Raw genomic sequence first — 26,170 nt, forward strand, 5'->3', positions numbered from 1 at the left:
ATAGTTAGGAGTTAGGGGTTAGGAGTTATGAGTTAGGGGTTAGGAGTTATGAGTTAGAAGTTATAAATTCTTAATTCCTCACTTCTCACTGCTCACTCCTAACTTTTGTTAAAACAAAGTAAGAACGTACACCAAGGTGAATAAAACAATCCAAATAATGTCTACGAAGTGCCAGTAAATTTCTGTCATTTCGATGAATGTATGATTGGTTGCAGAATATTCACCGGGAAGACGCGATCGCCACAATGCACGTAATATCAATAACAGTCCTATAAAAACGTGCAAACCGTGGAATCCTGTCATGATATAAAAGCAGTTGGCGAAGACGTTGGTAGTCAGTCCATACCCTAATGTTGAATACTCATAAACCTGACCACCCAAGAAAATTGCACCCATGATTGCGGTAATTGCGTACCACAGTTGCATTCCCTTGACGTTATTCTTTTTAATCGCTGTATCACCGAAGTGAATCACAAAACTACTAGACACTAGGATAATGGTGTTAATCGTCGGTACGAGTAGTTCTACTTCGCTTCCTTCTGGAGGCCAAACTGCTGTAGTACTTCGGAAAAACAAATAAGTGGCAAAAAATCCGCCAAACATCAGGGATTCAGAAGCGAGGAACGTCAACAATCCCCAAACTCTTAAATCTGGATGTTCTTCGTGTCCTGCACTGTGATTTTCGCTTGTGGTTGTAGCTATAGTCATAGATTTTTTGACAATATTATGCGCTGCGTCTGTTGTGGAAGCTTGAATGAAGAATGAAGTCTGAAGCGGTAAAATTTTCATTCTTCATCCAAAGTCCTTGTTTAACCGATCTTTAATCTCTTAATGTCTTCTCGGCGCCTAATAAGGTTAAATAAATTACTTTTGAACCGCAGAGGCGCAGAGAGCGCTGAGAGAAAAAAGAGATTTTACTAGTCACCTTGAAAGGGCTACTCTACTAACTAAGCACTAGCTGACGGCGTTGCAGATGGCTGTATTTGATTACTATGACCATGACCGTAGTCATAAGGGCCATGAGTAACAACCGGCAATACTTCCCAGTTTTCAATTGCGGGTGGTGAGCTAGTTGTCCATTCTAAGGTCAAAGCTTGCCAAGGATTATCACCAGCCAAGGGTCCTTTGAGCCAACTGTAGATCATGTTGATGGTGAAAGGAATTACCGATATCGCCAAAACAAATGAACCAAAGGTACAAATTTGATTGAGGTCGATAAATTGGGGGTCATACATTGCCACTCTTCGGGGCATTCCTTTTAAACCCAACTCGTGCATAGGTAAAAAGGTCAGATTGGTACCGATGAAGGTAAGGGCAAAGTGAATGCGTGCCAAGCTTTCATTCAGCATTCGTCCGGTCATTTTGGGGAACCAGTGATAAATGCCGGCGTAAATGCCAAACACGGAACCGCCAAACAGAACGTAATGGAAATGTCCTACTACATAATATGTGTCGTGGACGTGAACATCAAAGGGGGCTGTTCCCATCGTCACACCACTTAAGCCGCCCATGACAAACATAGACAACAAGCCAATAGCGAAAAGCATCGCACCTGTGAAGCGGATTTTACCACCCCAGAGGGTAGCAACCCAGGCAAAAATCTTTACGCCAGTGGGAACTGCAACTATAAGAGTAGAGATAGTGAAGAACATCCGCATCCAACCGGGTGTGCCACTGGTAAACATGTGGTGTACCCAGACGAACAAACCGACAACGCAGATGGCTACACTAGAATAAGCGATCGCTTTATAACCAAAAATTGGCTTACGGGCGTGAACTGGAATTACCTCCGACATGATGCCGAAGATCGGCAGAATCATTAAATATACTGCCGGGTGGGAATAAAACCAGAATAAGTGTTGATAAATTACAACGTTACCACCTGCATCTGGTTTAAAGAAGGAGGTGCCAAAGTTGAGGTCAAACAACAGCAGAATTAAACCGGCTGCTAATACAGGTGTGGAGAGAAGCGCCAGCAGGGAGGTTGCTAAGATTGCCCAGCAAAATAGGGGAACTTGATCCCATTTCATGCTAGGAACCTTCATCATCAAAATGGTAATCACAAAGTTCAGTGAACCCAAAATTGAAGAAGTTCCCACCAAGACGATCGCAAGTATCCACATAGTTTGAGCAATTGGTGCTGTTACCAAACTCAACGGTGGGTAAGCTGTCCAACCAGATTGCGAACCGCCAAAAATGAAACTACCTAAAATGAGCGCACCTGCTGGTGGATTTAACCAAAAAGCGATCGCGTTCAGCTTCGGGAAAGCCATATCCCTAGCACCGACCATCAACGGCACTAAATAGTTACCAAATCCCCCAATGGCGCTAGGAACAATCCACAGGAAGATCATAATCGTCCCGTGATTGGTCATGAAAGCGTTATACAGATTGGGGTCGAGTACGTCTGATTCTGGTGTTGCTAATTCGACACGGAGAGCAACAGCCATCAGTCCGCCGATGAGATAGAACACAAACGCCGTTACTAGGTATTGGATACCAATAACCTTGTGGTCAACATTAAATGTAAAATAGTCCTGCCATTTCCACGCCTTCGAGTGGGAGGTATGGGCAGCCACCATTTCCGGTTTCTTTTCTTCTGGTGGAGTATTCCGAGGAAATTCTACCTGTGTCATATTTTTGTCCTTTGTCTTTTGTCCTTTGTCATTTGTCCTTTGTCTTTTGTCTTTTGTCCTTTGTCCGTTGTCATTTGTCCGTTGCCATTTGTCAGTTACCAATAACTAATGACCAATGACTAATGACCAATGACCAATGACCAATGACCAATGACCAATAACTAATGACTAATGACCAATGACTCTAGAGTTGCTGCACTAATTCCCATATCATGGGTGTGGGGTGCAAGAAACTCTGATGTTGATAAGTCGGCTGGATTAACCGCAACAACTTGATTTAGGTTGTGCTGTTGAGCAATCTGGTTTTCTGTCCGCCAGCTATTATATTCTTCTGGTGTGTGGACAATTACCTGTGTCCGCATTGAACCGTGATAACCACCGCACAATTCAGCACAAACTACGGGATATGTACCTGGTTTGGTGGCGACAAATCGTAGTTCGGTAGGGATACCAGGAAGTGCATCTTGTTTCAAGCGGAAGTTTGGCACCCAGAATGAGTGAATTACATCTTGTGCTGAAAGGTTGAGTTGTACATCAGCACCGACGGGTATGTGCAATTCCCCAGAGGTAATGCCACTATCAGGGTAGTTAAATATCCAGGCGTACTGTATACCTTTGACATCAACAACTAAGTCGGCTGGTTTGTTTAGAGTTTGAGGAGACGCACCAATGCCAATTGTCGGGGCAATTGTTGGGGCAGTTGCTGCTTCAGTATTGCTTAATGTAGCTGCAATAGCACTCCCCGGTATATGAGCAATATGAGCTGCTGAATGAGGATGACCCGCAGGTTCAAAGCCTCCCATTCGGTTAAAAACATCTACACTGTAGATGCCCAAAAGCAGGACAATCACTGTTGGGATTGCTGTCCAAAAGACTTCTAAGGGCAAGTTACCTTCTATTGGCACCCCATCGGTATCGTCACCGCGACGGCGACGAAACTGAATCAAAAAAACTACAATTGTTCCTTCTACCACTAAGAAGAGTGCGATCGCAATGGTAAACATGACGCTGAAAAACCCGTCTACCAAAGGCGCTTGTAACGATGCTTGCACCGGCATCAGAGTGTGATTCTGACCAATCCAAATGCTGATTGCTGTAACTACTATCCCAGCAACCAGAGTCCATAGTGAAACAGGAACTTGTTGCATACATGCTACCTGTGTAAACAGTCTTTAAAGGTGTGATTTTCTGGTATTAGGTATTTAGGCGCTGGGCATTCTTATCTATTCCCCATTCTCCATTCCCTTTTCACTTATTAACTTTCTAACGTGCAGCCATAAAAAATGGGGGAAACTTCCAGATTTTTTCCATATCTTTCCCCCATAAACTTACAAATTATATTTCAACTCCTATGAAAAAGGTAGCCCCCTGCTCCCAGAAAAGCTAGTTGTTCCAAGAGCACACTGTTAGACCTAATATTGATTAGGCTATATTAGCAGCAAGTTTAATTTTGTTAATATCTGACATTTAGCGATTTACGGATTTGTTTACTGTGAACTTTTTATTAGTTCCAGTAAATATTTAGTATTCCCCTCAAGTTACCTTGCCTAGCGCCCTTGCGGTTTATACAAACAGTGCTTCCTTGAATGAACAACAATTTTTACTAACTTCAAAAACCTTAGTTGTTTAATGCAACATGCGTGTAGCAATTCTTGGGGCAAATCCGTGAACAAGCTTCACAACCAATACAGTTCTCTGGAGAAGTAACTGCCATTACTTTCCGTTCAATTTCTTCATCATCTTCATCTTCTACAAATTCGCCTTCTTCATTGAGCGCCTTTAAACCTAGCACATTATAACCGCATACTTTAACGCATCTGCCACAGCCGATACATTTATCTTTGTCAATTTCTTGAGCGAATTTTGGTGTCCAAGCCTTACCGCCAAATGTCAAACCGGTTAGTTGTGTCATGAATAATCCTTCGGCAATTTTGCCTGCAAATCTGTTTATGCCTTAATCATCATATTATCCTAATCTTTTATTGTTTTATATTCAAAAATTACTTTTCAGTCATCAAATTTCGATGACTTTGAACACAAAATTAGATTATTTTAGATTTCAAAAATATAGACTAACTTATTGATAATAATTGTCTAGTCATAAGAGGAAAAAGTAGCCAGTTCCTAGTGTGTGTTGGTGAAAAAAAGGATAATTATTATTTACAGCAGATACAACTAAGTAAGTGGGTCAAATTAAATATAAAACCTCACCCTGCCTCCGGCTTCGCTCTCCTTATTAAGGAGAGGGATTGAGGGTGAGGTTTGATCTTATATTTAATTACGCCTATTTACTTATCTCCATAAGAGTGATGATATTAGTTTTCAAATATTTTTATGATTAGGCAGACAAATGTATGCAAATAGTATTGATTTATACAAAAATAAATGTTCACGACTTACATTTTTATATATGCAATATGTATTTTAAAAGCCAACAATTTCTGAGTTTTCTTTAATTAATATATTTAGATAAGTGTTGACAAAATAGATTATTGTTTTATCTCAATAAAGTAAAGCTAATTATGAAGGAACTGTAAACTTAATAGCAGAATATTGTAGTGTATTAAATATTAAAATCATTAATAAATCAGATGAAATCCAATTAAAACAGGTGTCAATGTTTTCTAAAAATACTTTATGGTCAAAGTAAAAATGCTCATTAAATTATATTTTAAATAAGCATTAAGATTTTTTTTAAGCTCAACACGAACAAATTAATCATTATTTTTATGAAATGTATAGTTAATAAATAAGTTTTATCCGGCTCGGTATTAAAGCCTTAAATAGCTTCCAATTGGATGCGAACTAAAAATATGGATGAGGGGAATGAGTGTGGTGAGAAAAGATTATTCTCGCCAGAAAGATAATGTGCTAGCGAGTCATGAATAAACAGGACTCATCCAGGGGAGACCTGAGCCAGACATCTCAACGATTAGAGTGGGAAAAGAGCCAAATGCCTTATACAATTCCTAACAACAGTTGCGTTGGATGTGACAACTGCCGCCCCCAATGTCCTACGGGTGCAATCAGAATAGAGGACAATGAATACTGGATTGATCCTGGTCTTTGTAATAATTGTGAGGGCTATTATTCAGAACCGCAATGTGTAATAGCTTGTCCAACAAATTCTCCGATTCCTTGGCAGTCGAAAAAGGGGAGATGCAAAATAGAACCGAGAGATGCTAGCAGTTTAGACTTGTTTTCTAACGGCAAGAATAATCCATTTGCTTCAGCGATCGCTATTTGGGAAGCTTGTAATGTATTAGCACAACGCACATCGCTACATTGGGAAACGGATGAAGAGGGTTACATAAGTTACAGCCGACAAATCAATCAAGGCCGAGGTGCGATCGCTTTTCACATCCAAGATCCATTTAAAGTTAACGACAAGGCCACAGATTTAGCAGCAATTGAGGGGCTTGACATCAGAGCCGCTTGCATACATCTAATTTTTGCAGCTTATGCTACAGCTTTAGAGCAACCTTGGGAGCAAGAATTTGCGATCGATGAGCGACAAATTGAGAAATATTTAGGGATGGAGAAACGCAAAGATTTAAGTAAAGCTGCCAAACTAGCTTTAATCAAAAATCTTGTCCAGCAAGCTTGCTCTTTGATTATCTCCATTGAGTGGCCTCAACAAGGTAGAATTAACGGATTCTCTATTAGAAGCAGCCGCTTATGGCACTTAGTAGATATTCAGCACCACTTTCAAGAAGACAATCTCGGATGCAAATATCTTATTGGGCTAACTTTTAAAGTCAAAGCAGGTTTATGGGCGCAATATTTCTTAAACAAACAAGCCTGTAAAGAGCGAACCGCATTTTATCAATACGGCAGTCTCCCTAAAACGCTGCTAACTACAGTCATGAGTATTTGGCAGCAACATGAAGGCGCAGTCCGATTAATGCTGTGGTTGCTGTTTAAAACCAAAATGGGCAAGGAACAACGCATTACTATTCCTACCTTGCTGCGTATTGCTTACGGTGAAGAAAAAGTCGCCCTTGCATCCAGACAACGGGAAGAACGCAAACGTCTGCTGCGAACTTTTGAAAGCGACTTGGAAATTCTCAATCACTATGGAATGAAACCACTTTTCGATCCAGTTACCTACCCACCAGAAATTCAACCTTTATGGGCGAAATTAGTTGATCTTCCAGAAGATCCAGATGAAGCATTAGAATTTTGGACTAATGACGGTGGTGCCGAAACTCGCCTCACAGACACAGGCCCCCGTGGTAAATGGAATCTCTTAATGAATGCGCGGATTTTGGCTTTTGAACTCCCACCAGAATGGGAACAGCAAATCTCAGAATCGGAAAAAAAGAAAACAAGAACTGCTAAAGCCAAAAGGAAGCCTAAAGCTACAAACGATTTGCTGGGTGAACAGATTTTGCAAGCACGAAAAAATTTGAATCTCTCCCAAAGAGAATTGGCAAAGCTTACAGGTAAAAGCCAAAGCTGGATTCGAGATATTGAAAATGGCCGTTTAAAAGCCAAATTAGAAGACCAAGTACTTTTACGAAAAGTGCTAAATATGACTTAATCTTGATTCGGAATTCAAACGCAAAGGCACGCAGAGGGAAACGCAAAGGAACGCAGAGATTTTGTGACGAATTTGTGCAGCATTATACTAAATACAGTAAAACTTTGCGTACCTCTGCGCTTCCCTTTGCGTGCCTCTGCGTTTAAAAACTCTCCTCTTTTAAGTACTATAACTCATCACCTTACTAGAAGTAACCCAAAGACTACCGACAGCATATTTAGTAACTACCAACTCTCGTGTAGCATTGCATGAACTCTTCAATTGTTGAGTCTTAGTTTCATCTTTTACAAGTTTAGCCTGGTAAGTGTAGAGAGAACCAGAAGGTTGTTCAAAACTTAGCTCACCCAGAATAGTATTATTATCTAAACTTTGCTCTAAAATTTTGCCTGCAACTTTGTAATTAAACCAATCCCACCCATTGCAAAGCATTAGCTCTCTTTCCAAAACCTGAAGTGCAGCAGGCAGAATTCCCCAGCCTCGATACACTTTATTTAAGCATTGAATATCGCCAGTCCGAGCCAAAATCGATCTAAATGAATCTATATCTATACGACCGTAATATCTTCCTTGTGGCAAGTCTATAATTGTTGGTGCAAACCGATGCCCGCCAAAGTGCGATGATTTCCAAATTCGCACATTATCCAAGCACAAATCAGCGTTCCTTGCTGTAACATTGAAGTAAAAGGGAGCGCCATATCTGGCACAACATTTATCATGGCTACCGTGGGTACAAACTAAAATATCTCTAGTTGTACTAGTTTCTATCTCAGAATTAGAACTGATACCCCATAAGCATTTTTGGACAACTGCTGCTACTTGTTCAATATTTCTTAGCTTAAACTCTTTTTTATGGTATCCATTAGTTAGCCCCTCTTCTTTTTCATAAATCAGAAGTGTAGTGTGATTTACCTTGTGTGATACATCATTAGCAATTAAAAGAAATCTAATCGGTAGTTTAGCACGCTTTACTTCTTCTACCAAAATCCTCAAATTCTGGGGTACCCATTTGGAATTAAAGGCTTCTGATGTCCAAGGTAAAGGACACTCAACTAAAATATAAGTTTGATAATTGGTGGCGCTACCAATAACATCTTCTCCCGCTTGCTGTGAATCGTCAGAACAAAAAAAAGTATTCATCTCGCTGTACTCATTAGCGTATTCTATGGACAAAAGGTATAACAAAATACAATTGTGTTCTTAGCTACAATATCCTTGACTAAAGGAGATAAAAAAGAACAATATTCATTTCCCAGTTAAAACTAGGTATCCACTTTATAACATCATTACTGATCGAGGTCTTTCCGGTTAATAAAGTTTCCACAATAGAGATAAACAGCATCAAAATAGATTTTTCCGTATGCGCGGCGTTAATTTTGTATCTAGTTTTATTGTTATTTGGTATCTTGTAAATTTCCACTTGCTGAAGCTCGGCTTTTCTGAACTCGGTTTCTTTCCTAAAATCAAATATGTTTAATTTTGGGCGTAGATGCAAAGCAGCTTGTCGTCAGACATCACTTGGAGAGTAACAGGCAATCAACTTGCTTATAATATGTATGTAGCTGATATTACAATCAAAAATATTGCTAGCAGCAACATAATTATTTAAAGTTTTGCTGAAATTTTTTACATAGCTAGTTACAGTTGTTGTTTTTACACATAAAGATATAAATTTATGTTGTTTTTGTTTGAGCATATTCCTAAAAGTAGATGCGAGAATGCCTGATAAATAGGTAGTACTTTGGTAAGTCAATACTGGTTTAAAATTTTTTATTGTATTTATCGCTCATATCGCGAATAATTATCAATTAGCTGAGAAAAAATAAAGACAATTAAATCAGGGGTAAATGCTTTGTACCCCTTACTTCATGCGAGATAAGTTAACAATCAAAACTAGTGACTAATTATTAGTAGCGTCACTAAGATCAACATTAACAAATCTGATATATTTACCCTTTTACCTAATCTAACTTTTTGAAGCTCATGTCAGGCTTTGATTATATGCCTCTGCCTTGACTGTAACTGAACTCAATAATAAATGCAAGTATTTAAGAATCTTTCTAATTCTTTTACCGTTTGTCGCCTCTATAAGGTTGCTTAAATCAAGGTTAATGGTTATTTAAGAGTGGAGATAGCTGACTTGAGTAAGTATTGATTCATTCAATACAATAGATAAAGTTTTGCAATTGTGACAAATTGTTAGCAGTAACGGTACAGTTGTGTGCCTCTATTAATTCCAAGATTTTTGAGTATGGCGATCGCACATTTCTATTTTCATGGAGAATTGAATTATTTTTTACCACGGCATCATCAGCAAGTGAAAATCTCCCATTTTTTTGAGGAGAGAGCGTCAATTAAGGACATGATTGAATCTTTGGGTGTCCCTCATCCAGAAGTTGATTTTATAAATGTTAATGGTAACTATGTAAATTTTTCTTACATAGTTTTGGATGGAGATACTATCAATGTTTATCCAATTTCTGCTAGGTCTACTATTATACCAAGCGTTTCGGTTATGCCAGAAGCGCTCACTATTATCCGCTTTGTTTTAGATATCCATTTGGGGAAGCTTGCGACATCTCTACGGCTTTTAGGTTTTGATACTTTATACCGCAATGATTACGAGGATGCGAAATTAGCCGAAATATCCTACAGCCAAGGGCGGATTCTCTTGACTCGTGATAAGGGTTTATTAATGCGTAGTTTGGTAACGTATGGGTATTACGTTAGAAATATTAACCCTCAACAACAAATCATAGAAGTACTAGGACGCTACGACTTGTTTAAATTAATCTCACCATTTAAACGCTGTTTGCGCTGCAATGGATTATTAGAACCTGTAGATAAGCAATCTATCATTGACAAGCTACCAGAAACAGTGCGATCGCAGATTGATGAATTCCGGCGTTGCCAAGACTGCGTAGTTTACCGCCGTAGGCATCGCATTTATTGGAAAGGTTCACATTATGAACGATTGCAACATTTTATTGACAAAGTACTCAACTCAGAAAGAGATGAGTAAGTTAGTAATGGCAATATTCAACCAGCTGAAATATTACCACTAATTATTTGACTACCCCCGATTCTTGGATCTTCATCTCCGCTATTCAAATCATCAGGAGTGGGGTTTAGCTTACTCTCTCCAGTTACTTCTTCTGGTTCAATGGGATCTGCCTCTTGAGCTTTATCGAGATCAATAGAGCGAGGAGGTTCTTTGGCGTGAGAGAAATCGATAAGTGGATTAGATTGATCGGGAGTCATAAGTTGCTAAATTATACAGTCTTCTTTAGTGTTGAATTTATTTTGCTTGCAAACATCTTTCTTGAGAAATAAACTACTTATTATAAAAAATAAAAAACTATGACATTAATTTTAGCTCTCGATTTTGGCGGAACTAAATTGGCGGCAGCAACGGTAAATGTCGGTTCTAGAAAGTGGTTGCGTTATGAACGTCGTCTCTCGCCAGCCAATGCAAATGCTACCACTGACTTGGAAATTATGCGATCGCTTATTTACTCTCTGCTAGAAGACACAAAACCAGCTGCGATCGGTGTCAGTTTTGGCGGCCCTGTAGATGCTTCTACGGGGATGGTGCGACTATCTCATCATGTGGCTGGATGGGAAAATATTCCCCTCAAAGGGTTGTTGGAGGAGGAGTTTGGCGTGAGTGTTGGTGTAGATAATGATGCTAATGTTGCTGCTTTGGGTGAACATCGTTTTGGTGCGGGACAGGGATACGATAGCCTGTTTTATATAACTGTCAGCACTGGCGTGGGTGGTGGTTGGATACTCAATGGCCAGCCTTGGCGGGGTGCTGGTGGGATGGCTGGGGAAATTGGACATATCGTTGTTGATCCTGCTGGGCCAGTTTGTTTGTGTGGGAAGCGGGGATGTGTGGAACGTTTGGCGTCTGGGCCTTATATGGCGCAAAATGTTAGGGAAATTTTGGAGAACGAACCGCAGAGGCGCCAAGGACTCAGAGATGGAGAGGTTTTGAGAGGTTTGGTGGGGGATGATTTAATGTTGTTGACGGGACAGTTGGTAAGTGAGGCGGCGGCGGCTGGGGATGAATTGGCGAAGGAAGTTTTGCACAAGGCTGCTTGGGCGCTGGGTGTGGGTATTGGCAATGTGGCGAATTTGATGAATCCGCAGCGCTTTGTGTTGGGGGGCGGTGTGACGAAGGCGGGGGAGGATTTTTGGCGGATGGTGCGTCAGGTGGCGCGGGAGACGGCTTTACCGGAAGTTGATTTTGAAATTGTGCCGGCTACGTTGGGGGATGATACGCCGTTGTGGGGGGCTGTGGCGATCGCTTCTATAAGGAGCATCCCAAATTTGTAAATGTTAAAAGCAGCTTTTTACGCTCTTGAAACATATTTCTCACTGATCTGCAAATGACTGCTTTAACTTTGCTCTAATAAATTTCAGGCTTATCCTCGATGTATAAAAGATCAAACATTGATTGGATTATTCAGCGAAGCAAAATCATAGAAGTTATTGTTGGTTTTGCGAACGCAATGGATGAAAAAAATTGGCAGAAATTACGAGACTATCTAGCAAACGAAATTGAGATTGATTACTCAGACTTTCGAGGTGAACCACCTCAGCTAGTGACCGCAGAAGAATATGTAAAACAACGAATCGATGGCTTGGCAGAATTACGAACTTTGCATATCAGCACGAATCATGAGGTAACGATCGAAGCAAATGTAGCTTATTGCAAGTCGGCGTATTGCATTTATCGAGTTGCTCCCACCCTTGAAGCAGGACAAAATCGGCTAGATACGGTAGGAAACTATCTTCATCAGTTGATTCGAGTTGGTCAAGAGTGGCGAGTCAATGCAGTCAAGCAAACAGTGGTGGTCATAAGCGGCAATCCACAAGTGCATGGTGCGCTCCGCAATAGCTCATCGTGGCATTGAGTCTAGATAGCTGCGAAACGGAAATTAAGCCTGAAAACTTTTGTTATGTCCTGATCAACTGATGTCGTAACCGCTCGCCTCTGGCGATCGCAGGTTGCACTCTTAAACGCAAGTTAAAGCTGAGAATAGTACTTTGAGAAGTTTTTTGTTGTAAATAGAGTAACATTTAGGCTTTTTTTGCTCTACCAATTACAAAACTAACATCCCATATTATTGCGTTTAAATCTACTATTGTGGCTGAATGCTCTGGCGAAACTCTCTAATCGCTTCTAAGGGAGAAGATAACAAAAGACAACGATTGAGCAGGGATAAATCTAATTCTGGGAATAACTCACTTTTAACAACTTTCTCATATTCTTGTTCTCGTAAGCAGTAAACTTCAATTGTGCCATCTTCCCAAAACCAAACTTCTGGAACTGCCATTAATTTGTACTTCTGTAACTTTATGGGACTACCGCTAGTAATCACCACTTCAATACACAGGTCTGGTATAGATTTGTCGGTTCCAAAGCAATAAGATAAGTCTGCTTGATATTCTAGTACATTGGGAATAATCTGACTAAAACTCCCACTAGGGAAAAATTCAATACCCTTGACTTCAAAGTAAGTAATTAACAGTGCAGCAATTAAACACTTAATCACCTCATGAGGTTTACCAATAGTCACTATTTCTAAGACTCCATCACAATAAAACAGCCGCACCCCTGGCACATTTTCAAAGCTGGCTTGAATCGCTTTGAACTGTTCCCAAGTGAATCCATGCCGAAAAAAACGTTGTTCTTCTGGTAAGTTAATAGCATTTTCTAACGTTTGAGTCATAATATTTCTTACTCTCCCAGTTAGTAGTCACGAAAGTTATCTTATTTCTATATTAAGTCAAAACCAAGTTATCACGATGAATCACGGTTTCCACACCCGCATAACCTAAAATTGTCGGAATTTCCCGCGAATGACAGCCGCGAATCTTTTGCAGATCATTGCTGTTGTAATTCACAAGTCCTCTAGCAATTTCGTTACCGTTGCTGTCACACAATTGTACTGCGTCTTGTGTGCGAAACTCTCCTTCTACTAGCTTAATTCCAGCTGCTAATAACGATTTTCCCGCTAAAGAAATTGCTGCGATCGCACCTTCATCTAAATACAATTTTCCCGCAGGTAAAAGTCCGTAAGCTATCCAACGTTTACGCGCCGAAGTTGGTTCAGGTTGCGGTTCAAAATGCGTCCCAATCAGTTCACCTTGAATAATTTTTTCGATATTCTGGGGAAATCTCCCTTGGGTAATTACAGTACGAACTCCAGCCGCGATCGCAATTCTCGCAGCCGAAATTTTTGTCACCATCCCACCAGTACCCCACCGAGAACCTTGGGAACCTGTTTGTATTTGTAATTCTGTTAATTCTTTAATGCTACTCACTAAAGCGATCGGCCGCGCATCTGGTACGGAACGCGGATCGGCTGAGTATAACCGATCGACATCGGTAAGCAAAAATAGCCAATCTGCTTCTACAAGGCTAGCAACTAATGCCGAAAGGGTGTCATTATCACCAAATTTTAGTTCGTCTATCGCTACGGTATCATTTTCATTGACTATAGGGATCACTCCCAGTCCTAATAGTTCCTGAAAAGTGTTGTAGGCGTTGAGATAGCGGCTACGCTGTACTAAGTCACTACGAGTTAATAATACTTGAGCGATCGCCTGTTGCAGGGTAGTAAATAAATCATCGTATATCCGAATTAACCTGCCTTGTCCAACTGCTGCTACAGCCTGTTTTAGTGCGATCGCTTTGGGACGTTCAGTTAAGCCTAACCGCGCACAACCTACTCCCACAGCCCCAGAGGAAACTAAAATCACCCGGTGTCCCTGGCCTTTTAAATGACAGAGTGTTTCCGCTAAGGTAGCAATGGTAGAAAGTGCTAATTGTCCCGTTTCTGGTTGGGTTAGGCTAGAAGTGCCGATTTTGACAACAATTGTTAATGACATCTAAAAAGTGAGGAGTTAGGAGTGAGGAGTTAGGAGTTGAATTTAATTCATAACTCATAACTTCTAACTCCTAACTCAATTTGTAAAGCGCCAATCCCTCTATAGTGAAGGCTGACGCTTTACGGGTTTATATTTGTTTTGTATGCTGTAGGGTCTTTTTTGGTTGACCCCATGTTATTAATACTTATGATCCCCGATTTTTGGATTCCAGTAAGATTCTTTAACCATTTCTTTAGATTTACTTTCCTGACGATTTGTCAACTTTTACGAATCTTGCTTTTCTTGGGGGTAATAGAGGCTCCCAGAATTTCAGATATCCAAACTTCAAAGTTGCGGACAGGATGAGAGCGCAGGGCTGCGTCTGCATGGACAATCGGTTCAACTAGAATGGTAAACATCCCCAGGCGATTACCTGCTAAAACATCCGTAAATAAGCGATCGCCTACCATTCCCACTTGATGAACTGGTAGATCCATTCCCCTAAGTGCTGCCCTAATTTTGCGTCGGGAAGGCTTGGCTGCACCTAAATAGTAAGGTAAATTGAGCGATCGCGCAATTCCACCAATTCGCGCTTCACTCAGGTTGTTACTCACCAAACACAATGCAGTACAACTGCGAATTTGCTCCACCCAATCTTGTAGTTCTGGGGAAGCTATTCCTACTCTAAACGGTACCAAAGTTTCATCTACATCCAATACCAGCCCTTTCAGCCCGTATTTTTGGATAATATCTGGTGTTAGATTCAACACTGAACCTTGTAAAATCAAGTCAGGCTGCAAAAGATTGTTCCAGGCCATAGTCAACAGTTAAATTTAAATAGCTCAGACAAATGAGCATAACTCAATATAGTTTAGTTAGTCGAACTCTATCCTGGAATATCTCCCTGAACACTTTGAGATAAAATCCCTAAAATCTTATCAATCTCTTTGATGTAATAATTATTCAAATCAATAAATATATCGTTTTCTTCTAACTTCAAAAACTTCCAAATATCCCCCGTTGTTACCGCACCATAAATTTTTCTAATTTCATTTCCTTCTTGTTGATTAAACAATTGTGCTGCCAACATTGTCGCCGCACATTGACCTAATCCACCTTTAATATTTTCATTTTTCGCTTCAATAATAACCACCACAGGCACGTTAATTGTTAATTGCTCTTTAGCACGACTGATGATAAAATCACAATAGCCATTTAGACCTTTTTCTACATCTACATTAAAATCTGTTCCCGAAAATAAACTAATTGGATAATTAGCCCTGCGTCTTACCTCCAACAAAATCGGAGTGATAATCATTTCTGAACGAGCTTTTTCAGTATTAATTGCTAAAGCTAGTTCTGTCGTTTCTTCTAAAGAATGTATCAGTTTATCGCTTGGCTGTAAAGGCTCTATGTCGGCACATAAATCAGTTTCTTCATCAATGTGGATGCTGAATGACTTTTTAAATTTACTTAATGTAAAGTCACTATAAGCCATTTTCAGCACCTCATCCCAATTTTGAATTTTGCGGAAAGTTGTAAGGAGGGTTTCCCTCCGTAGCAAACTTTTCAAGACGGATAATGGAATTAAAAATCCCTACCAAAATGCTTTTCCCGGAATCTTAAACAATACTAATTGTCCTAATCTAGTGTCAATGTTTCATTGCTTTCACATTTAATGGGACATTGCAAAAGGTTTAAGTAGATTTTGATTACAATCAAAATTCCCAATTAAAAAATTCAAAATGAAAATGTTGCATTTTTAATTTTTAATTTTATTCCACTTCATTAAAAAGATGTTCCTCTAACAGAGGTTGCACTTTGCGAAACTCCTCTGGAGAGAGTAATTCAGGTTCACCTGTTTTAGTTATCCGTGCAAAAAACAACAGGGGATCGAGGGGTGTATAAATTGCATACTCCTGATCTTCATCATAGAAGCTAGCGAGTAGCTGTAATTGTTCCGGCTCTAAATCCGCTTCTTCGTCTTCGATTTCTAAGGTGAAGAGTTCTGATTCTTCAACGGGCGGTAAATCACCTGCAACAGTCAGAGCATAAGCTGTATTTTTCAATATCAGGTTCTGCTCAGATAGTACAGCTTGGGCAGTGGCAAAAATTTGCTCAATAATGGTGTCATCTTCTACCAGAACCGCTTCTTCTTCCTCACCGTCACCTTCCCAAGAAAAAATTTCTACAGGTGAGTCTACAGGAAGAAGTAAAACGTATTCTTGTTCATCGACTTCGAGGGAATGCTCAATGTAACATTCGAGCGATCGCCCTTTGTCATCGGTTAAAGTGATGGAACCCGCATGAGCGTTATCATTTTCTTCAGGGAATGGAGAGGAAAACATAGCCGAAATGTAGAAATTTAATAAATACCAGCAACTTTGAAAATCGTTTAACTATTTGATGATATATTATGTCAACCAAATAGCTTTATACGGAGATACAACTGCTGGCTAATCGTTTTCAGAATATCATGTTAAAAGGTATCAATATTCAATATTCAATAGCCGCAACTGAACTGCGGAAGTTAGCACGCTTAACATCCAACCATTGTTGTAAAATCAAAGCGGCTGCCTTCCGGTCTATCAAACCTTTATGGCGTGACGGGGAGCGGTTTTCAGCTATCAGCAGTTGTTCTGCTTGAAATGAAGTTAATCGCTCATCCATATATTCCACAGGCAGATTCAGTGCTTTAGCAAGTCTTGTAGTAAATTTTTGAACTTGACGCGCCTGAAATCCTAGTGAGCCATCCATCGAATAAGGTAAGCCCATCACTAGGATTTGCACCTCGCGTTCATTAACTATTTGCCGGATTTGCTCGACATCCTGCTCAAAAGATGTGCGCTCAATTGTAGTAATTCCCGTGGCAATTAAACCCGTGCGATCGCACCCGGCCACACCAATCCGCTTGCGACCAAAATCTAGTCCCAACGCTGAAATAAACGGTTTTGACGGTTTTGGTTGCTCTTGGGATATCACAATTAATTCTCCTGCTGTGCATCCGCTGATTCAGAAATCGGCAATGCTTCCATGCTAGGATTTTTTACCGAAAAGTTAATCGGTTCCGACAAGTTTTGCAGTGGTTTATCTGAGGATGGCAGTTTTGGTGGTTGTATCCATGACATCCCACCTGGTATAGGTTTACGTGCAGGCTGTAACCCTTGCAGCATATCAGTCCACTGAATTCCTTCTAAGGAGACGAATTTAGACTCTCGTAGCTTGTGCCACACAGAGCGAGACATAACTAATGTATGTTCTATGCGTTTTGCCCCAATTCGCTCCAAATATTCTTCTCGCTCTGCCTGATAGTCTGAGGAAGCGAGTTGTAACCCTTGCTGGGGAAAATCTTGGGCAATTCGAGCCAGTTGAGATAGTAATTCTGGATACAGCCACGTATAAGCAGGATGGACTGTCAAAGTTGCAACATGGGGAACTTCACCCTTACGGTCAAGTTGCACCTGAAAATAGCCGATCGCAGCTTTGCGTTGCGGTTCAAATACGTAACCACTCACTACTTCTCTTTTGCTCACCCATTGCATTACCGCATCAGTTAAAGCGCCAAACAAACTGGTTTTAAAGTCGCGGGTATTACGGTCAAAAACTTGACGTACCAAAGGTGGCATCGATGCTGTATCTAGTTGATATAGCAACTGGGCATCAGCATTACTTACTGGCAAAAGGTTGGGTAAGTCTGGCTCTGCTTGCGCTAATTCAGCCAGTAATTCTGGCCCAATTTCCCAGTACGTCATTTCTGCCAGACGTTGGAATCCATTTTGCCGATATAGTGCCAACGCCTCTATATCATTGATATTAACTTCCAGTAACCAAGTCCGAGCTTCCAAAATCGATTCAAAGCAATGACGCAAGAGTTGCGAGCCAGTTCCTTGTTTATCGACACCACGCTCTAACAGCACTTGATCGATGCGCCAAGTGCTGCGTGTCCGGTTAAAGGGTGACACTTGAATCATCCCTAAAAGCATCCGCCCTTGCTCTGCTATGTAGGCACAGAGGCGATACTGTAGCGGGTTAGGAAACCAACTCAAAAATTTGAGTAATCCATACCAGCGACGCAGCATGAGCATCTGGCTGATGGCAAAACCTGCTCCCTTGGGAGTGAGGGCTGCGAATGACTCTTGAGTTATGCGCTCAATCCCGTCCAGATCGCGGTATTGGACTGGTCGGATAACAACGCTGAGGTTTCTGGGAAGTAATGAAGTCATTTTTATTCGAGCCGCTATTTAGCCTTAATTAACTGCTCTTCAAAGGAACTGCTGCAATAAAATAATATTAACTGCTTTTTGCCCCTTACTATTGCGCCAAAAGGGTGATTTTAGTAACTCAATACTTAAAAAAAGCAGAAAAAGCAGACCTTGTGAGCATACCATTGGCATTAACCCAACAACATCTGCTTTATATTTTATTGGAATTTTGATTAAAATTTTTATATTTTTATATATTTACAGCCCTTGTCGAGAAACTAGCTTTTCAAAATGGGCTTGGGTTTGATGGAGTAATTGCTGGCGACTATCTACCAGTGTTTGCTTCAGGGTTGGAACAAGATTGCGAGCTTGCAGAGTCATGTGAAGTTGCAGATTGGCGACATATTCACTGAAATCTTGATTCACTTCATTTGCGCTTGCATTCGTTAATAAATTTGATTCCATTGCCACTGTGTTCTCCTGTGTTAATCCTGTGCTGTCTCTCTTCATGACCAAAAACTATCACGTTGTTTGGACTAACTTCTTAATTTGCAATGAAGTTTAACGCTTTTTAGGAATAGCGATCGCACTAGGGTTTGGGTTCGAGGTGAGAGATTTGTACCTTCTCCCCTATGCGTCAATACGGTTTTAAGGATTTTTGTTACTGATTTTAGACCTGTAGAGACGCGAAATTTCGCGTCTCTACTGAACGGTATTGCCCTATGCATTAATTACGAATTACGAATTACGAATTACGAATTATTTTAACGGCAGGCGATGCACAACGTTCTGCTATCTCTTGAACTACCGTGAGGAATTGGCGTAGCAAGATCGAATCGGTCGGTGTTGGCTCTAACAAAGCCTTGATATCTGCCCGTCGCCACACCACCGCAATTGCCCTTACAAACGGGGTGTCTTGAAGCTCTCGGTACACTACTCCTTGACGTTGAAGCGTTTGCACGTTGTCCGGTAGAATCGAGACACCTGCCCCTGCTGCCACTAAGCTGAGGTTGATCACCATCCAAGTAGCTTTGACTGTTTCCTGCAATATTGGCTTGAATCCCAGAAGCTCAAATTGCGATAAAACCACTTCGTAGGAGGGTACCGCATCAAGCGGTGGCAAAATCAGCTGCTCATGCTTGAGTGCTTCAAGTGGAATGTGCTTGAGCGCCGTCAGGGGATGATGTTCTGGCAATGCGACCACGAAGGACTCTTGCACAATCGGCAGAAAGTTCAGAGTTGAATCACTTGAGTAAGGATTGGGTAGATGTTCAAATCCAACATCGATCGAGTTATCCCGTAGTCCTTGCATCATTTCCTCGATCGTCATCGCTTGCAGTTCTAATTCCACCTTTGGATAACGTTCACGAAAGGTTTTGAGAATATCTGGAAGTAAACTATTTGCGATCGCAGTGTTCACCACCACCACCAGCTTACCAATTTCGCCACGACTCGCTTCCTGTGCGCGTGTCACCGCCCGTTCTAGTGCAGTAATGGCAATTTTTAGCTCGGTAAGAAACACTTTTCCCGCCGCCGTCAACACTGGAGGGCGACGAGTGCGATCAAAGAGTTCTACACTTAACGTCACTTCCAATGCCGCGATCGTTTTGCTCAGGTAGGATTGTTCTACATCTAAGCGTTCAGCCGCTTTGCTAAAGCTTTTTTTCTCGCCTGTTTCTGCAACAAGCTCGATAAAATACTGTAGCTGTCGCATTTCAAGCTGATTCCAAGGTCGAAGGGTCATTTCACTAAAATAGTATGATTAAAATATCATACTAAGATATTCAAAATCGTCTTACTATTATAATAATAATCTTTTAAGCTTGCTTTCATGAACTCATAACTCGCAACTAGGAGAGTGTTTATGAAAGAGAAGCCTGCGATCGCTTTGACATCTAGCCGCTTAAATCGAGACATCGAACTACCGCCTGCGGTGAAAGCGCAAGAATCGGCAATTAGTTCTAGAACAATCGCTTATTGTCATGAAGTCCTTGATCGGAGTCGTTTTTTTTGCCTACTCAAAGCTGGAGCCATTACTCCACCAATGATACAATATGCGTTTCTCCAGTACCATTTTTGGCGCGATCGGCTGCATCAGTGGTTCGGCTTATGCATCGTCAAAGCAGGAAGTTGCACCGACAATGACCAAAAATCCGCGATTATGTCCTTATCAGATCACACCTTCACAGATTTGCAAGATGATCATAGTGAGATGTACGTAGAATTTCTTCACGATTTAGGATTGAGTGATCCTGAAATTATGGCATCTCAACGAAGTTTCGCAACCACATCGTATGAACGCTCATTTTTCGATGAATTCGGCTACGGAACCGACAACTTCTACGAAGCCCTGGCTGCGCTGAGTGGTCGAGAACTGTGTGTGTCAATCCGAAATGCCAGAATTCTCCAATCCTACTTTGATGTTCGTGGCATGAAGCACCCAACTTGGTTAAGCTTGCACGCAGAATTAGAAGTGAATCATTTCCAAGATTCTATTCGTCCGGTGCTGACTCGCTTTAAGGGGGATTCAACCAAACTTCATAGCGTAATCAAAGCCGTCGAGCGTGGAATTGATCGACACGTACAATATTTCGATGATCTGCTGCATGAGTACGAATCCCAAGGTAATGCTGTTTAGAACGCTACTCATCCATGTAAGTTAATTCTGACAATACTTCGCATATTTTCACCTTATCAAACGAATGAGAGTCACCTCGAAAAATGGTTTTGTCAAGCGTTTGATGAAATGAAAAACTTTCTAATACCGCAGCGATGTATAACAGAAGCAGCGTCTCTATCTAGCGAAAAAACCGATTTGTAAAATGAGTTAGCAAATAATGTGGAGTTATTTAATGCGGCAGTTTTATTTGTTTCTTTCGGCTTTATTTGTCAGCGTTAGTGCAGTCGATCAAAGCGTTTCAGCACAAAACAATCAACCAGGCAGTAATCATGATTACAATCAAGCTCTGGTTCTAGCGACGAGCGCGATTAATGGCTGCTACCAATACAAAAGACTAGATGAGTGTGACAAACTCAATCAGATTAAAGCCACGTTGACGAATTGGTGTATTCAAGGAGACAACAATGCCTGTGAACTTTACTCGCTTGTGTCAGTTTATGAAACCACTGCACAGCTTTCAGAGATTCGCTAGGGTGAATTGAGAGAGTTAGATGCCGAATCAATGACGAACATTTGAGGATTGTAGGACTTACGCATTGACAAGAAATACCAAATATGATTCAAGGTTAAAAACCATATCTTTCGTAAGGGCACAGCATTGCTCATTGGTGTCAACTTAAGAAAAAATCTGCTTTGAGAGGACGTTTTGCCCTCATCCCCTAACCCCTTCTCCCAACTTGGGAGAAGGGGAACTAGAAACTAGAGAATTTGCTCCCCTCTCCCAAAATTGGGAGAGGGGTTGGGGGTGAGGGTCAAACCTGGAAAGTTCGCCAAATCTAGCTTATACGTTAAGCTGACACCAATGAGCATTGCTGTGCCGCTACAGCATGGTCTATTTACGTAGTTTACCGCCGTAGGCATCGCAGGATAATTAAGAAAAGCCTGAAACAAGCTCAAGATTGTTAATACACATCACGATGCATTTGTACAGTGCGTAAGTTCTAAATTCAGGAGGTGTTGTTGCAACCACAATTAACACTAGCTACTCTTATGAGCGGCACTCTTTTGATGACTCTTTACCGATGCCCATTAAAATCTCAAACCAACACCACCTTGTACTGATATAGCTGTACCACCGCTATCACGGTAGGCATCAAAAGCAATAATGGCATTGCCAAAAAGCACAGTATTGCTATTTGGGATCATATAATCAATGCCCGGTTGTAAAGCAAAACTAATTTTGTCGCCCACAGGAGAAGATCCACCACCACCAGCCAGAACTAACCCAGCACCCAAGTAAGCATCAGCTTGCCAGTTGAGGGGAAAATCGTAAGAAACCGTTGGCACAACTGCCGTATTATTACCAACTAACACTTGAGCACGCAGTGAAAGTGGCGCTTCCAAAAGCTTGTAGCGACCTGCTATAACACCCCCCAATTGGATACCATCAGTAAAACCAATAGCGGGGCCTATACCGATATAACTGCCATAGGCTACTTGAGCTTGTGCTGGTTTAGTACTTGCCAGACTCAAGACCAAGCCAGCCCCCAAAACTGAAACCAAATATTGAATATACTTCATAACCAACTCCTCACACCAATTTGTCATTTGTCATTTGTCATTTGTCATTGGTTATGGTGCATTGGGCATTGGCTTAGAAAACTCTTCCCCAATCCCCAGCGATGCACTGAGCTTGTCGAAGTGTCCCCAGTCCCCATTCCCCAGTCCCCAGTCCCCATTCCATTCTACGGGCAACGGGGATGAATGCCTCCTTGAGTACAAATGTATGCTAATTGCTTAGAATCTAAATTTTTGGCTTGAGAAAAATCAACGCCTTGGACTACGGCAGATACTGAGCCTAAATCTGGGGTTTGGACAAATTGATCTGCTGGATCTTGTTTACTAGGAGCGAGAATTGCCCCCTTAAAATCTGCTCCGGCGACATTTGCCCCCCGTAAATCTGCAAGACTGAGGTCGGCATTTTGCAAGTTAACGTTTTCCATTTGGGCAGAACGCAAAACAGCACCAGCTAGACGAGTGGCGCTCAAGTTAGCATTCCTGAGATTAGCACGATCCAAATAGGCTCCTGATAAATCTGCCCCTTGCCAATCAGTGTTAGTTAAATTAGCAAAAGATAATTGCGTTCCAATGGCAGTGGCGCGACCTAAACGGGCAGCGTACAGATTGGCTTCGTTCAATTTAGCGTCGCCTAAATCTGCTCCAGTCAAGCTGGCTTTTTCCAAAACTGCGTTTCGCAGATCGGCTCCTACTAGTTGGGCGCTGTTGAGTTTAGCCTCATATAGACGTGCGTTAGATAAGTTGGCCCTATTGAGAGTGGCGCGGCTCAAATCGGTACGGTTCATCAAGACGCGACTCAGGTTAGCATCAGTAAGGTTGGCTTGCTGCAACTGAGCTTGGCTTAAATCAGCCATCACATCATCATAGGTATCCCAGCGCCCATCTTCACCCACCCCCCGAAAGCGGCTACCCTTAAAGCTGGCTTGGTTAAGATTTGCAGATTTAAACTTAACTCCTGATAAATCAAGGTTGTCTAGTACCAAATTAAAGAAGGAATTTCCTGGAGTCCCGCTTTGACCTAATTGGGTGCTACTAAGGTCAACGCCCTCGATTTTACCGCTATATACAGAGAGAATCTTGTTGATCGTCCGTTGGTTTCTTTGTAACCGCCCTTGCCGTAATTCCCGTTCTTGGGTTGCAGTGCTACCCAGAGACTCTAGTTCACTAACCAAAAACTGATTCTTATTTTTGAGTTCCGGGATGGCTTTGGTCCCGACAGTTGTCAAAGCTTGTTGAATCGTATCCTGGAGGGTGGGGTTGGTTTCGCTAACCAAGAGATTCGCCAGAAATTTGATCGACTCTGGGTCATTAAGACCACCTATAGCCAGAATTGCACTTTGGCGTTGCTCATTAGTCGCCCCAGAGTTGGGAGCTAATTGTTTGACAAGTTCGAGGAACTGTTGGCTGTTGATTTTCTCGGTTGCTCGCTGGGATTGTTGAATTTGGATATAAACTTGAGTCCCGATTAAAGTTGCCAATACAGCAGTCATACTTGTAAGCCCTACCCCAAACAAAGTTAGATTAGGATTTTGCTGTATCCGCCGCCACAAATTAGGCGAGTGGTTAATTTGGGCTGCTGCTAATTCTTCTTCCTCCGGCGATTCTTCTGCTTCATCATTACCATCAATAGACTGAGCTTGTTTGTTGTTAGCTAGGAGTGAGGATGGCAAGGGACGAGTCGCATCTATTGTATAAGTGCCTGCAAGTTGATCGTGGAATGCGCGACGACCCCGGCGCGACGGTAAGCCTATCCCTTCACCCACAATCATTAACAAAGACAAAAATGTGAATAATCCTAAATTAGGAAAAGCAAAGCTGTAGCGCCACAGCAGATAAGCGATAGAAATGGGTACAGTCCAACGCCCAACTCCTTCTCTAATTACAACTGCCCCTAAACCAGGTGGTCTTCCTTGCTCGTTGACAACCCGCACTTTTAACCAACGTTTAGGAATTGTATTACCAGTCTTAGCTAGTAAATACAATTGCCACCATGAGAGAGTTACAGGTGCTAACAGGGCGATTGTCCACAAAATATTAGTCGGCCATGCCACGTTACGGATGCCATAGCTTACAGGTAGAGCTAGGGGTCTAGCGATCGCTCTTTCTGTGACTACCAGCATAGGGTTAAGCGGCACTCGATTAAGATCGCTTCTAGAATTGGCATAGACACCAATGCCGAAAGGAATCAACCCACTACTAACCACTAGTGTGATTTCGGCCGCCCAAGCAGCAAACCGCCTACTTGCTAGCAACAGCGAATTGGCTCTTTCTGGTTGTTTTGACTGACCAGATTGATTACTTCTTTTGACAATTGGTGTCGTCATCGCATAATTTCCTTTGACATTGACATTATTTATACGCCGCGATCGGCACAATTAAAATAGACTAAGCTAATCGGCAAAAAGAAAAGCATGTTGAAATAGAATTTTGGAGTCATAAGTCAGGAACCTTTTAGTATCATCGCTCCTGACTTTCATAACTACGGGTATGCAAAGTAAATGCATATCATATTACTTACGTTGAAAGCTACTAGACACAAAAATTTTGTATCCAACATACACTAACAGTGCCAAAAGTGCCAGACTGATTACAGATGCAACCAGTTTAAACACTGCTTGCAGCATTGCCAAGCCTACTAGCACCGTCACACCCGAAACTACCAGCTTTTTTGTCCCAGATAAGCTGTTGAACCAAATCTGAAATCGCTCCAGTTGCAAGTTAAATTTGGCAAAAACAGACTCAGGCATCTGTTTTTGTTCTTGTGGTTGGGGAACCACTTTTGGCGAAGAATTAATCTCTGCCTCTAGCTTATTGAGGCGACGCTGCAAGTCTTCTTCTCTTTGAGGATTCATCAATCTTTTGTACCTCAGCTAGGTTACTTGTTCCACAAAAGACCAACAAAATTATATTTTTGGTGGTTGTCTTTTTGGTGGTTGTCTTAGTGATTTTAGCTAATGTCTGTGTATGCAATACCTTTTTGGGCAGTAAAAATTATAATGATTTTTGGAATCTTAGCGTGTTACGGATTGAAGTGCAAAATGTAGGGTAGAATATTTTGGTGCAAAAGCCCCACCACACATAGATAATTTGCACGATTAATAGTCTTTATATCCATCAAATCTTCACAAAAAATATTGAAATGAATAGTATTAGTTTATACGACACCTTTTGGAACTAAGACGGATTGCTGCCGTCTATATAAATCAGACGATATAACAATATTGCTCTAAAAAAAATCTGGAGCATTAATTAAAATGAAAACGCTTAGGCTACTTATAATTTTTCCCACAGCTTTGGCGATGAGTTTGGTTTTCGCCCAGACTAATTTGGCACAGACACCAAAAATCCAAATTAATCGGAATCTTCAAGCAGATCCACTCATTTTGAAGGGAAAGTCTGGGGGAACTGTCAAAAGTAATTGTGGCAATATTACCACTGAACCTAATCAAGTTATCCAGGTTACAGAGTCACTACCTTATTTGCGATTAACAGTAGAGAGTCAAGGGAAGCCAACCCTATTGATCGACGGTCCTGGGGGGCGTTTTTGTGTAATCGCAGATAAATATTCTGGAGGGAAGCCAGAACTTTCTGGTTACTGGCAGGCAGGAACATACTCAGTGTATGTGGGCGAACTGGACGTATCCCAAGCAAAGTATAGCTACACCCTTTCAATCTCGCAAATAAATAGTCATTAGTCATTTGTCCTTTAATAATG

At 41.4% G+C, this 26,170-nt stretch carries 26 protein-coding genes; 7 read left to right on the forward strand and 19 right to left on the reverse strand.

Annotated elements, in window-relative coordinates:
* Positions 1 to 108: 108 nt before the first annotated feature.
* From V7K32_RS07095 to fdxB, 4 genes are all read right to left on the reverse strand, one after another.
* A complete protein-coding gene (locus tag V7K32_RS07095; RefSeq protein ID WP_334991596.1) occupies positions 109 to 708 on the reverse strand; it encodes a cytochrome c oxidase subunit 3 in 600 nt (199 codons plus the stop codon).
* A 239-nt stretch (positions 709 to 947) separates the two neighbouring features.
* Complete coding sequence (gene ctaD / locus V7K32_RS07100; RefSeq protein ID WP_334991598.1) at positions 948 to 2,636, reverse strand: cytochrome c oxidase subunit I; 1,689 nt, start codon at positions 2,634 to 2,636, stop codon at positions 948 to 950.
* 161 nt (positions 2,637 to 2,797) lie between these two features.
* Positions 2,798 to 3,784, reverse strand: coding sequence for a cytochrome c oxidase subunit II (locus V7K32_RS07105; RefSeq protein ID WP_334991600.1), 987 nt, complete (start codon positions 3,782 to 3,784; stop codon positions 2,798 to 2,800).
* Between the two features lie 470 nt (positions 3,785 to 4,254).
* A complete protein-coding gene (gene fdxB, locus V7K32_RS07110; RefSeq protein ID WP_334991602.1) occupies positions 4,255 to 4,548 on the reverse strand; it encodes a ferredoxin III, nif-specific in 294 nt (97 codons plus the stop codon).
* 1,041 nt (positions 4,549 to 5,589) lie between these two features.
* Between fdxB and V7K32_RS07115 the strand changes: the two genes are divergently transcribed.
* Positions 5,590 to 7,179, forward strand: coding sequence for a helix-turn-helix domain-containing protein (locus V7K32_RS07115; RefSeq protein ID WP_334991604.1), 1,590 nt, complete (start codon positions 5,590 to 5,592; stop codon positions 7,177 to 7,179).
* 159 nt (positions 7,180 to 7,338) lie between these two features.
* Here V7K32_RS07115 and V7K32_RS07120 read toward each other — a convergent pair whose 3' ends face one another.
* Positions 7,339 to 8,316, reverse strand: coding sequence for a sucrase ferredoxin (locus V7K32_RS07120; protein ID WP_334991606.1), 978 nt, complete (start codon positions 8,314 to 8,316; stop codon positions 7,339 to 7,341).
* Positions 8,317 to 9,427: 1,111 nt separating this feature from the next.
* Between V7K32_RS07120 and V7K32_RS07125 the strand changes: the two genes are divergently transcribed.
* Positions 9,428 to 10,198: a Mut7-C RNAse domain-containing protein gene (locus V7K32_RS07125; protein WP_334991658.1), complete on the forward strand. Its 771-nt coding sequence runs from the start codon at positions 9,428 to 9,430 to the stop codon at positions 10,196 to 10,198.
* A 17-nt stretch (positions 10,199 to 10,215) separates the two neighbouring features.
* Here V7K32_RS07125 and V7K32_RS07130 read toward each other — a convergent pair whose 3' ends face one another.
* On the reverse strand, positions 10,216 to 10,437 hold the full coding sequence (locus V7K32_RS07130) for a hypothetical protein (RefSeq protein ID WP_334879728.1): 222 nt from the start codon (positions 10,435 to 10,437) through the stop codon (positions 10,216 to 10,218).
* A gap of 99 nt (positions 10,438 to 10,536) precedes the next feature.
* Between V7K32_RS07130 and V7K32_RS07135 the strand changes: the two genes are divergently transcribed.
* Positions 10,537 to 11,514, forward strand: a complete 978-nt coding sequence (locus V7K32_RS07135; protein WP_334991608.1) for an ROK family protein — start codon at positions 10,537 to 10,539, stop codon at positions 11,512 to 11,514.
* Positions 11,515 to 11,612: 98 nt separating this feature from the next.
* Positions 11,613 to 12,095, forward strand: a complete 483-nt coding sequence (locus tag V7K32_RS07140) for a nuclear transport factor 2 family protein (RefSeq protein WP_334991610.1) — start codon at positions 11,613 to 11,615, stop codon at positions 12,093 to 12,095.
* Between the two features lie 43 nt (positions 12,096 to 12,138).
* Here V7K32_RS07140 and V7K32_RS07145 read toward each other — a convergent pair whose 3' ends face one another.
* The 10 genes from V7K32_RS07145 to V7K32_RS07190 all read right to left on the reverse strand — a co-directional run bounded on the left by V7K32_RS07145 (position 12,139) and on the right by V7K32_RS07190 (position 20,001).
* A complete protein-coding gene (locus tag V7K32_RS07145) occupies positions 12,139 to 12,261 on the reverse strand; it encodes a hypothetical protein (protein WP_334991612.1) in 123 nt (40 codons plus the stop codon).
* A 62-nt stretch (positions 12,262 to 12,323) separates the two neighbouring features.
* A complete protein-coding gene (locus V7K32_RS07150) occupies positions 12,324 to 12,914 on the reverse strand; it encodes a Uma2 family endonuclease (protein ID WP_334991614.1) in 591 nt (196 codons plus the stop codon).
* A 52-nt stretch (positions 12,915 to 12,966) separates the two neighbouring features.
* Positions 12,967 to 14,076 (reverse strand): glutamate 5-kinase, encoded by a 1,110-nt coding sequence (gene proB / locus V7K32_RS07155; protein ID WP_334991616.1) that lies wholly within the window; start codon positions 14,074 to 14,076, stop codon positions 12,967 to 12,969.
* A 257-nt stretch (positions 14,077 to 14,333) separates the two neighbouring features.
* The gene (locus V7K32_RS07160) at positions 14,334 to 14,873 is read right to left on the reverse strand and encodes a YqeG family HAD IIIA-type phosphatase (protein ID WP_334991618.1); all 540 of its coding nucleotides are present in this window, start codon (positions 14,871 to 14,873) and stop codon (positions 14,334 to 14,336) included.
* Positions 14,874 to 14,941: 68 nt separating this feature from the next.
* On the reverse strand, positions 14,942 to 15,553 hold the full coding sequence (locus V7K32_RS07165; RefSeq protein ID WP_334991620.1) for a hypothetical protein: 612 nt from the start codon (positions 15,551 to 15,553) through the stop codon (positions 14,942 to 14,944).
* 277 nt (positions 15,554 to 15,830) lie between these two features.
* Positions 15,831 to 16,403, reverse strand: coding sequence for a DUF3727 domain-containing protein (locus V7K32_RS07170; RefSeq protein WP_334991622.1), 573 nt, complete (start codon positions 16,401 to 16,403; stop codon positions 15,831 to 15,833).
* Between the two features lie 148 nt (positions 16,404 to 16,551).
* Positions 16,552 to 17,037 (reverse strand): Holliday junction resolvase RuvX, encoded by a 486-nt coding sequence (ruvX, locus tag V7K32_RS07175; protein ID WP_334991624.1) that lies wholly within the window; start codon positions 17,035 to 17,037, stop codon positions 16,552 to 16,554.
* 2 nt (positions 17,038 to 17,039) lie between these two features.
* Positions 17,040 to 18,278: a GNAT family N-acetyltransferase gene (locus V7K32_RS07180; protein WP_334991626.1), complete on the reverse strand. Its 1,239-nt coding sequence runs from the start codon at positions 18,276 to 18,278 to the stop codon at positions 17,040 to 17,042.
* A gap of 237 nt (positions 18,279 to 18,515) precedes the next feature.
* Positions 18,516 to 18,722 carry a hypothetical protein gene (locus tag V7K32_RS07185; RefSeq protein ID WP_334991628.1) on the reverse strand — a complete coding sequence of 69 codons (207 nt, stop codon included), beginning with the start codon at positions 18,720 to 18,722 and terminating at the stop codon, positions 18,516 to 18,518.
* Positions 18,723 to 19,002: 280 nt separating this feature from the next.
* Positions 19,003 to 20,001, reverse strand: coding sequence for a LysR family transcriptional regulator (locus V7K32_RS07190; protein WP_334991630.1), 999 nt, complete (start codon positions 19,999 to 20,001; stop codon positions 19,003 to 19,005).
* Positions 20,002 to 20,121: 120 nt separating this feature from the next.
* Between V7K32_RS07190 and V7K32_RS07195 the strand changes: the two genes are divergently transcribed.
* Entirely contained in the window at positions 20,122 to 20,895 is a 774-nt protein-coding gene (locus V7K32_RS07195) for an iron-containing redox enzyme family protein (protein WP_334991632.1), read from the forward strand.
* 214 nt (positions 20,896 to 21,109) lie between these two features.
* Positions 21,110 to 21,409, forward strand: a complete 300-nt coding sequence (locus V7K32_RS07200; protein WP_334991634.1) for a hypothetical protein — start codon at positions 21,110 to 21,112, stop codon at positions 21,407 to 21,409.
* A 557-nt stretch (positions 21,410 to 21,966) separates the two neighbouring features.
* Here V7K32_RS07200 and V7K32_RS07205 read toward each other — a convergent pair.
* From V7K32_RS07205 to V7K32_RS07215, 3 genes are all read right to left on the reverse strand, one after another.
* A complete protein-coding gene (locus tag V7K32_RS07205) occupies positions 21,967 to 22,458 on the reverse strand; it encodes a hypothetical protein (RefSeq protein WP_334991636.1) in 492 nt (163 codons plus the stop codon).
* A 164-nt stretch (positions 22,459 to 22,622) separates the two neighbouring features.
* Positions 22,623 to 24,779, reverse strand: coding sequence for a pentapeptide repeat-containing protein (locus V7K32_RS07210; protein ID WP_334991638.1), 2,157 nt, complete (start codon positions 24,777 to 24,779; stop codon positions 22,623 to 22,625).
* Between the two features lie 186 nt (positions 24,780 to 24,965).
* The gene (locus tag V7K32_RS07215; protein ID WP_334991640.1) at positions 24,966 to 25,307 is read right to left on the reverse strand and encodes a hypothetical protein; all 342 of its coding nucleotides are present in this window, start codon (positions 25,305 to 25,307) and stop codon (positions 24,966 to 24,968) included.
* A 402-nt stretch (positions 25,308 to 25,709) separates the two neighbouring features.
* On the opposite strand from V7K32_RS07215, the gene V7K32_RS07220 reads away from it, so the two are divergent.
* Positions 25,710 to 26,150, forward strand: a complete 441-nt coding sequence (locus V7K32_RS07220; RefSeq protein ID WP_334883000.1) for a hypothetical protein — start codon at positions 25,710 to 25,712, stop codon at positions 26,148 to 26,150.
* Positions 26,151 to 26,170: the final 20 nt, after the last annotated feature.

Origin of the sequence: Nostoc sp., assembly GCF_036917635.1 — a bacterium.
In the GTDB taxonomy this organism is placed as follows: Bacteria; Cyanobacteriota; Cyanobacteriia; order Cyanobacteriales; family Nostocaceae; genus Nostoc.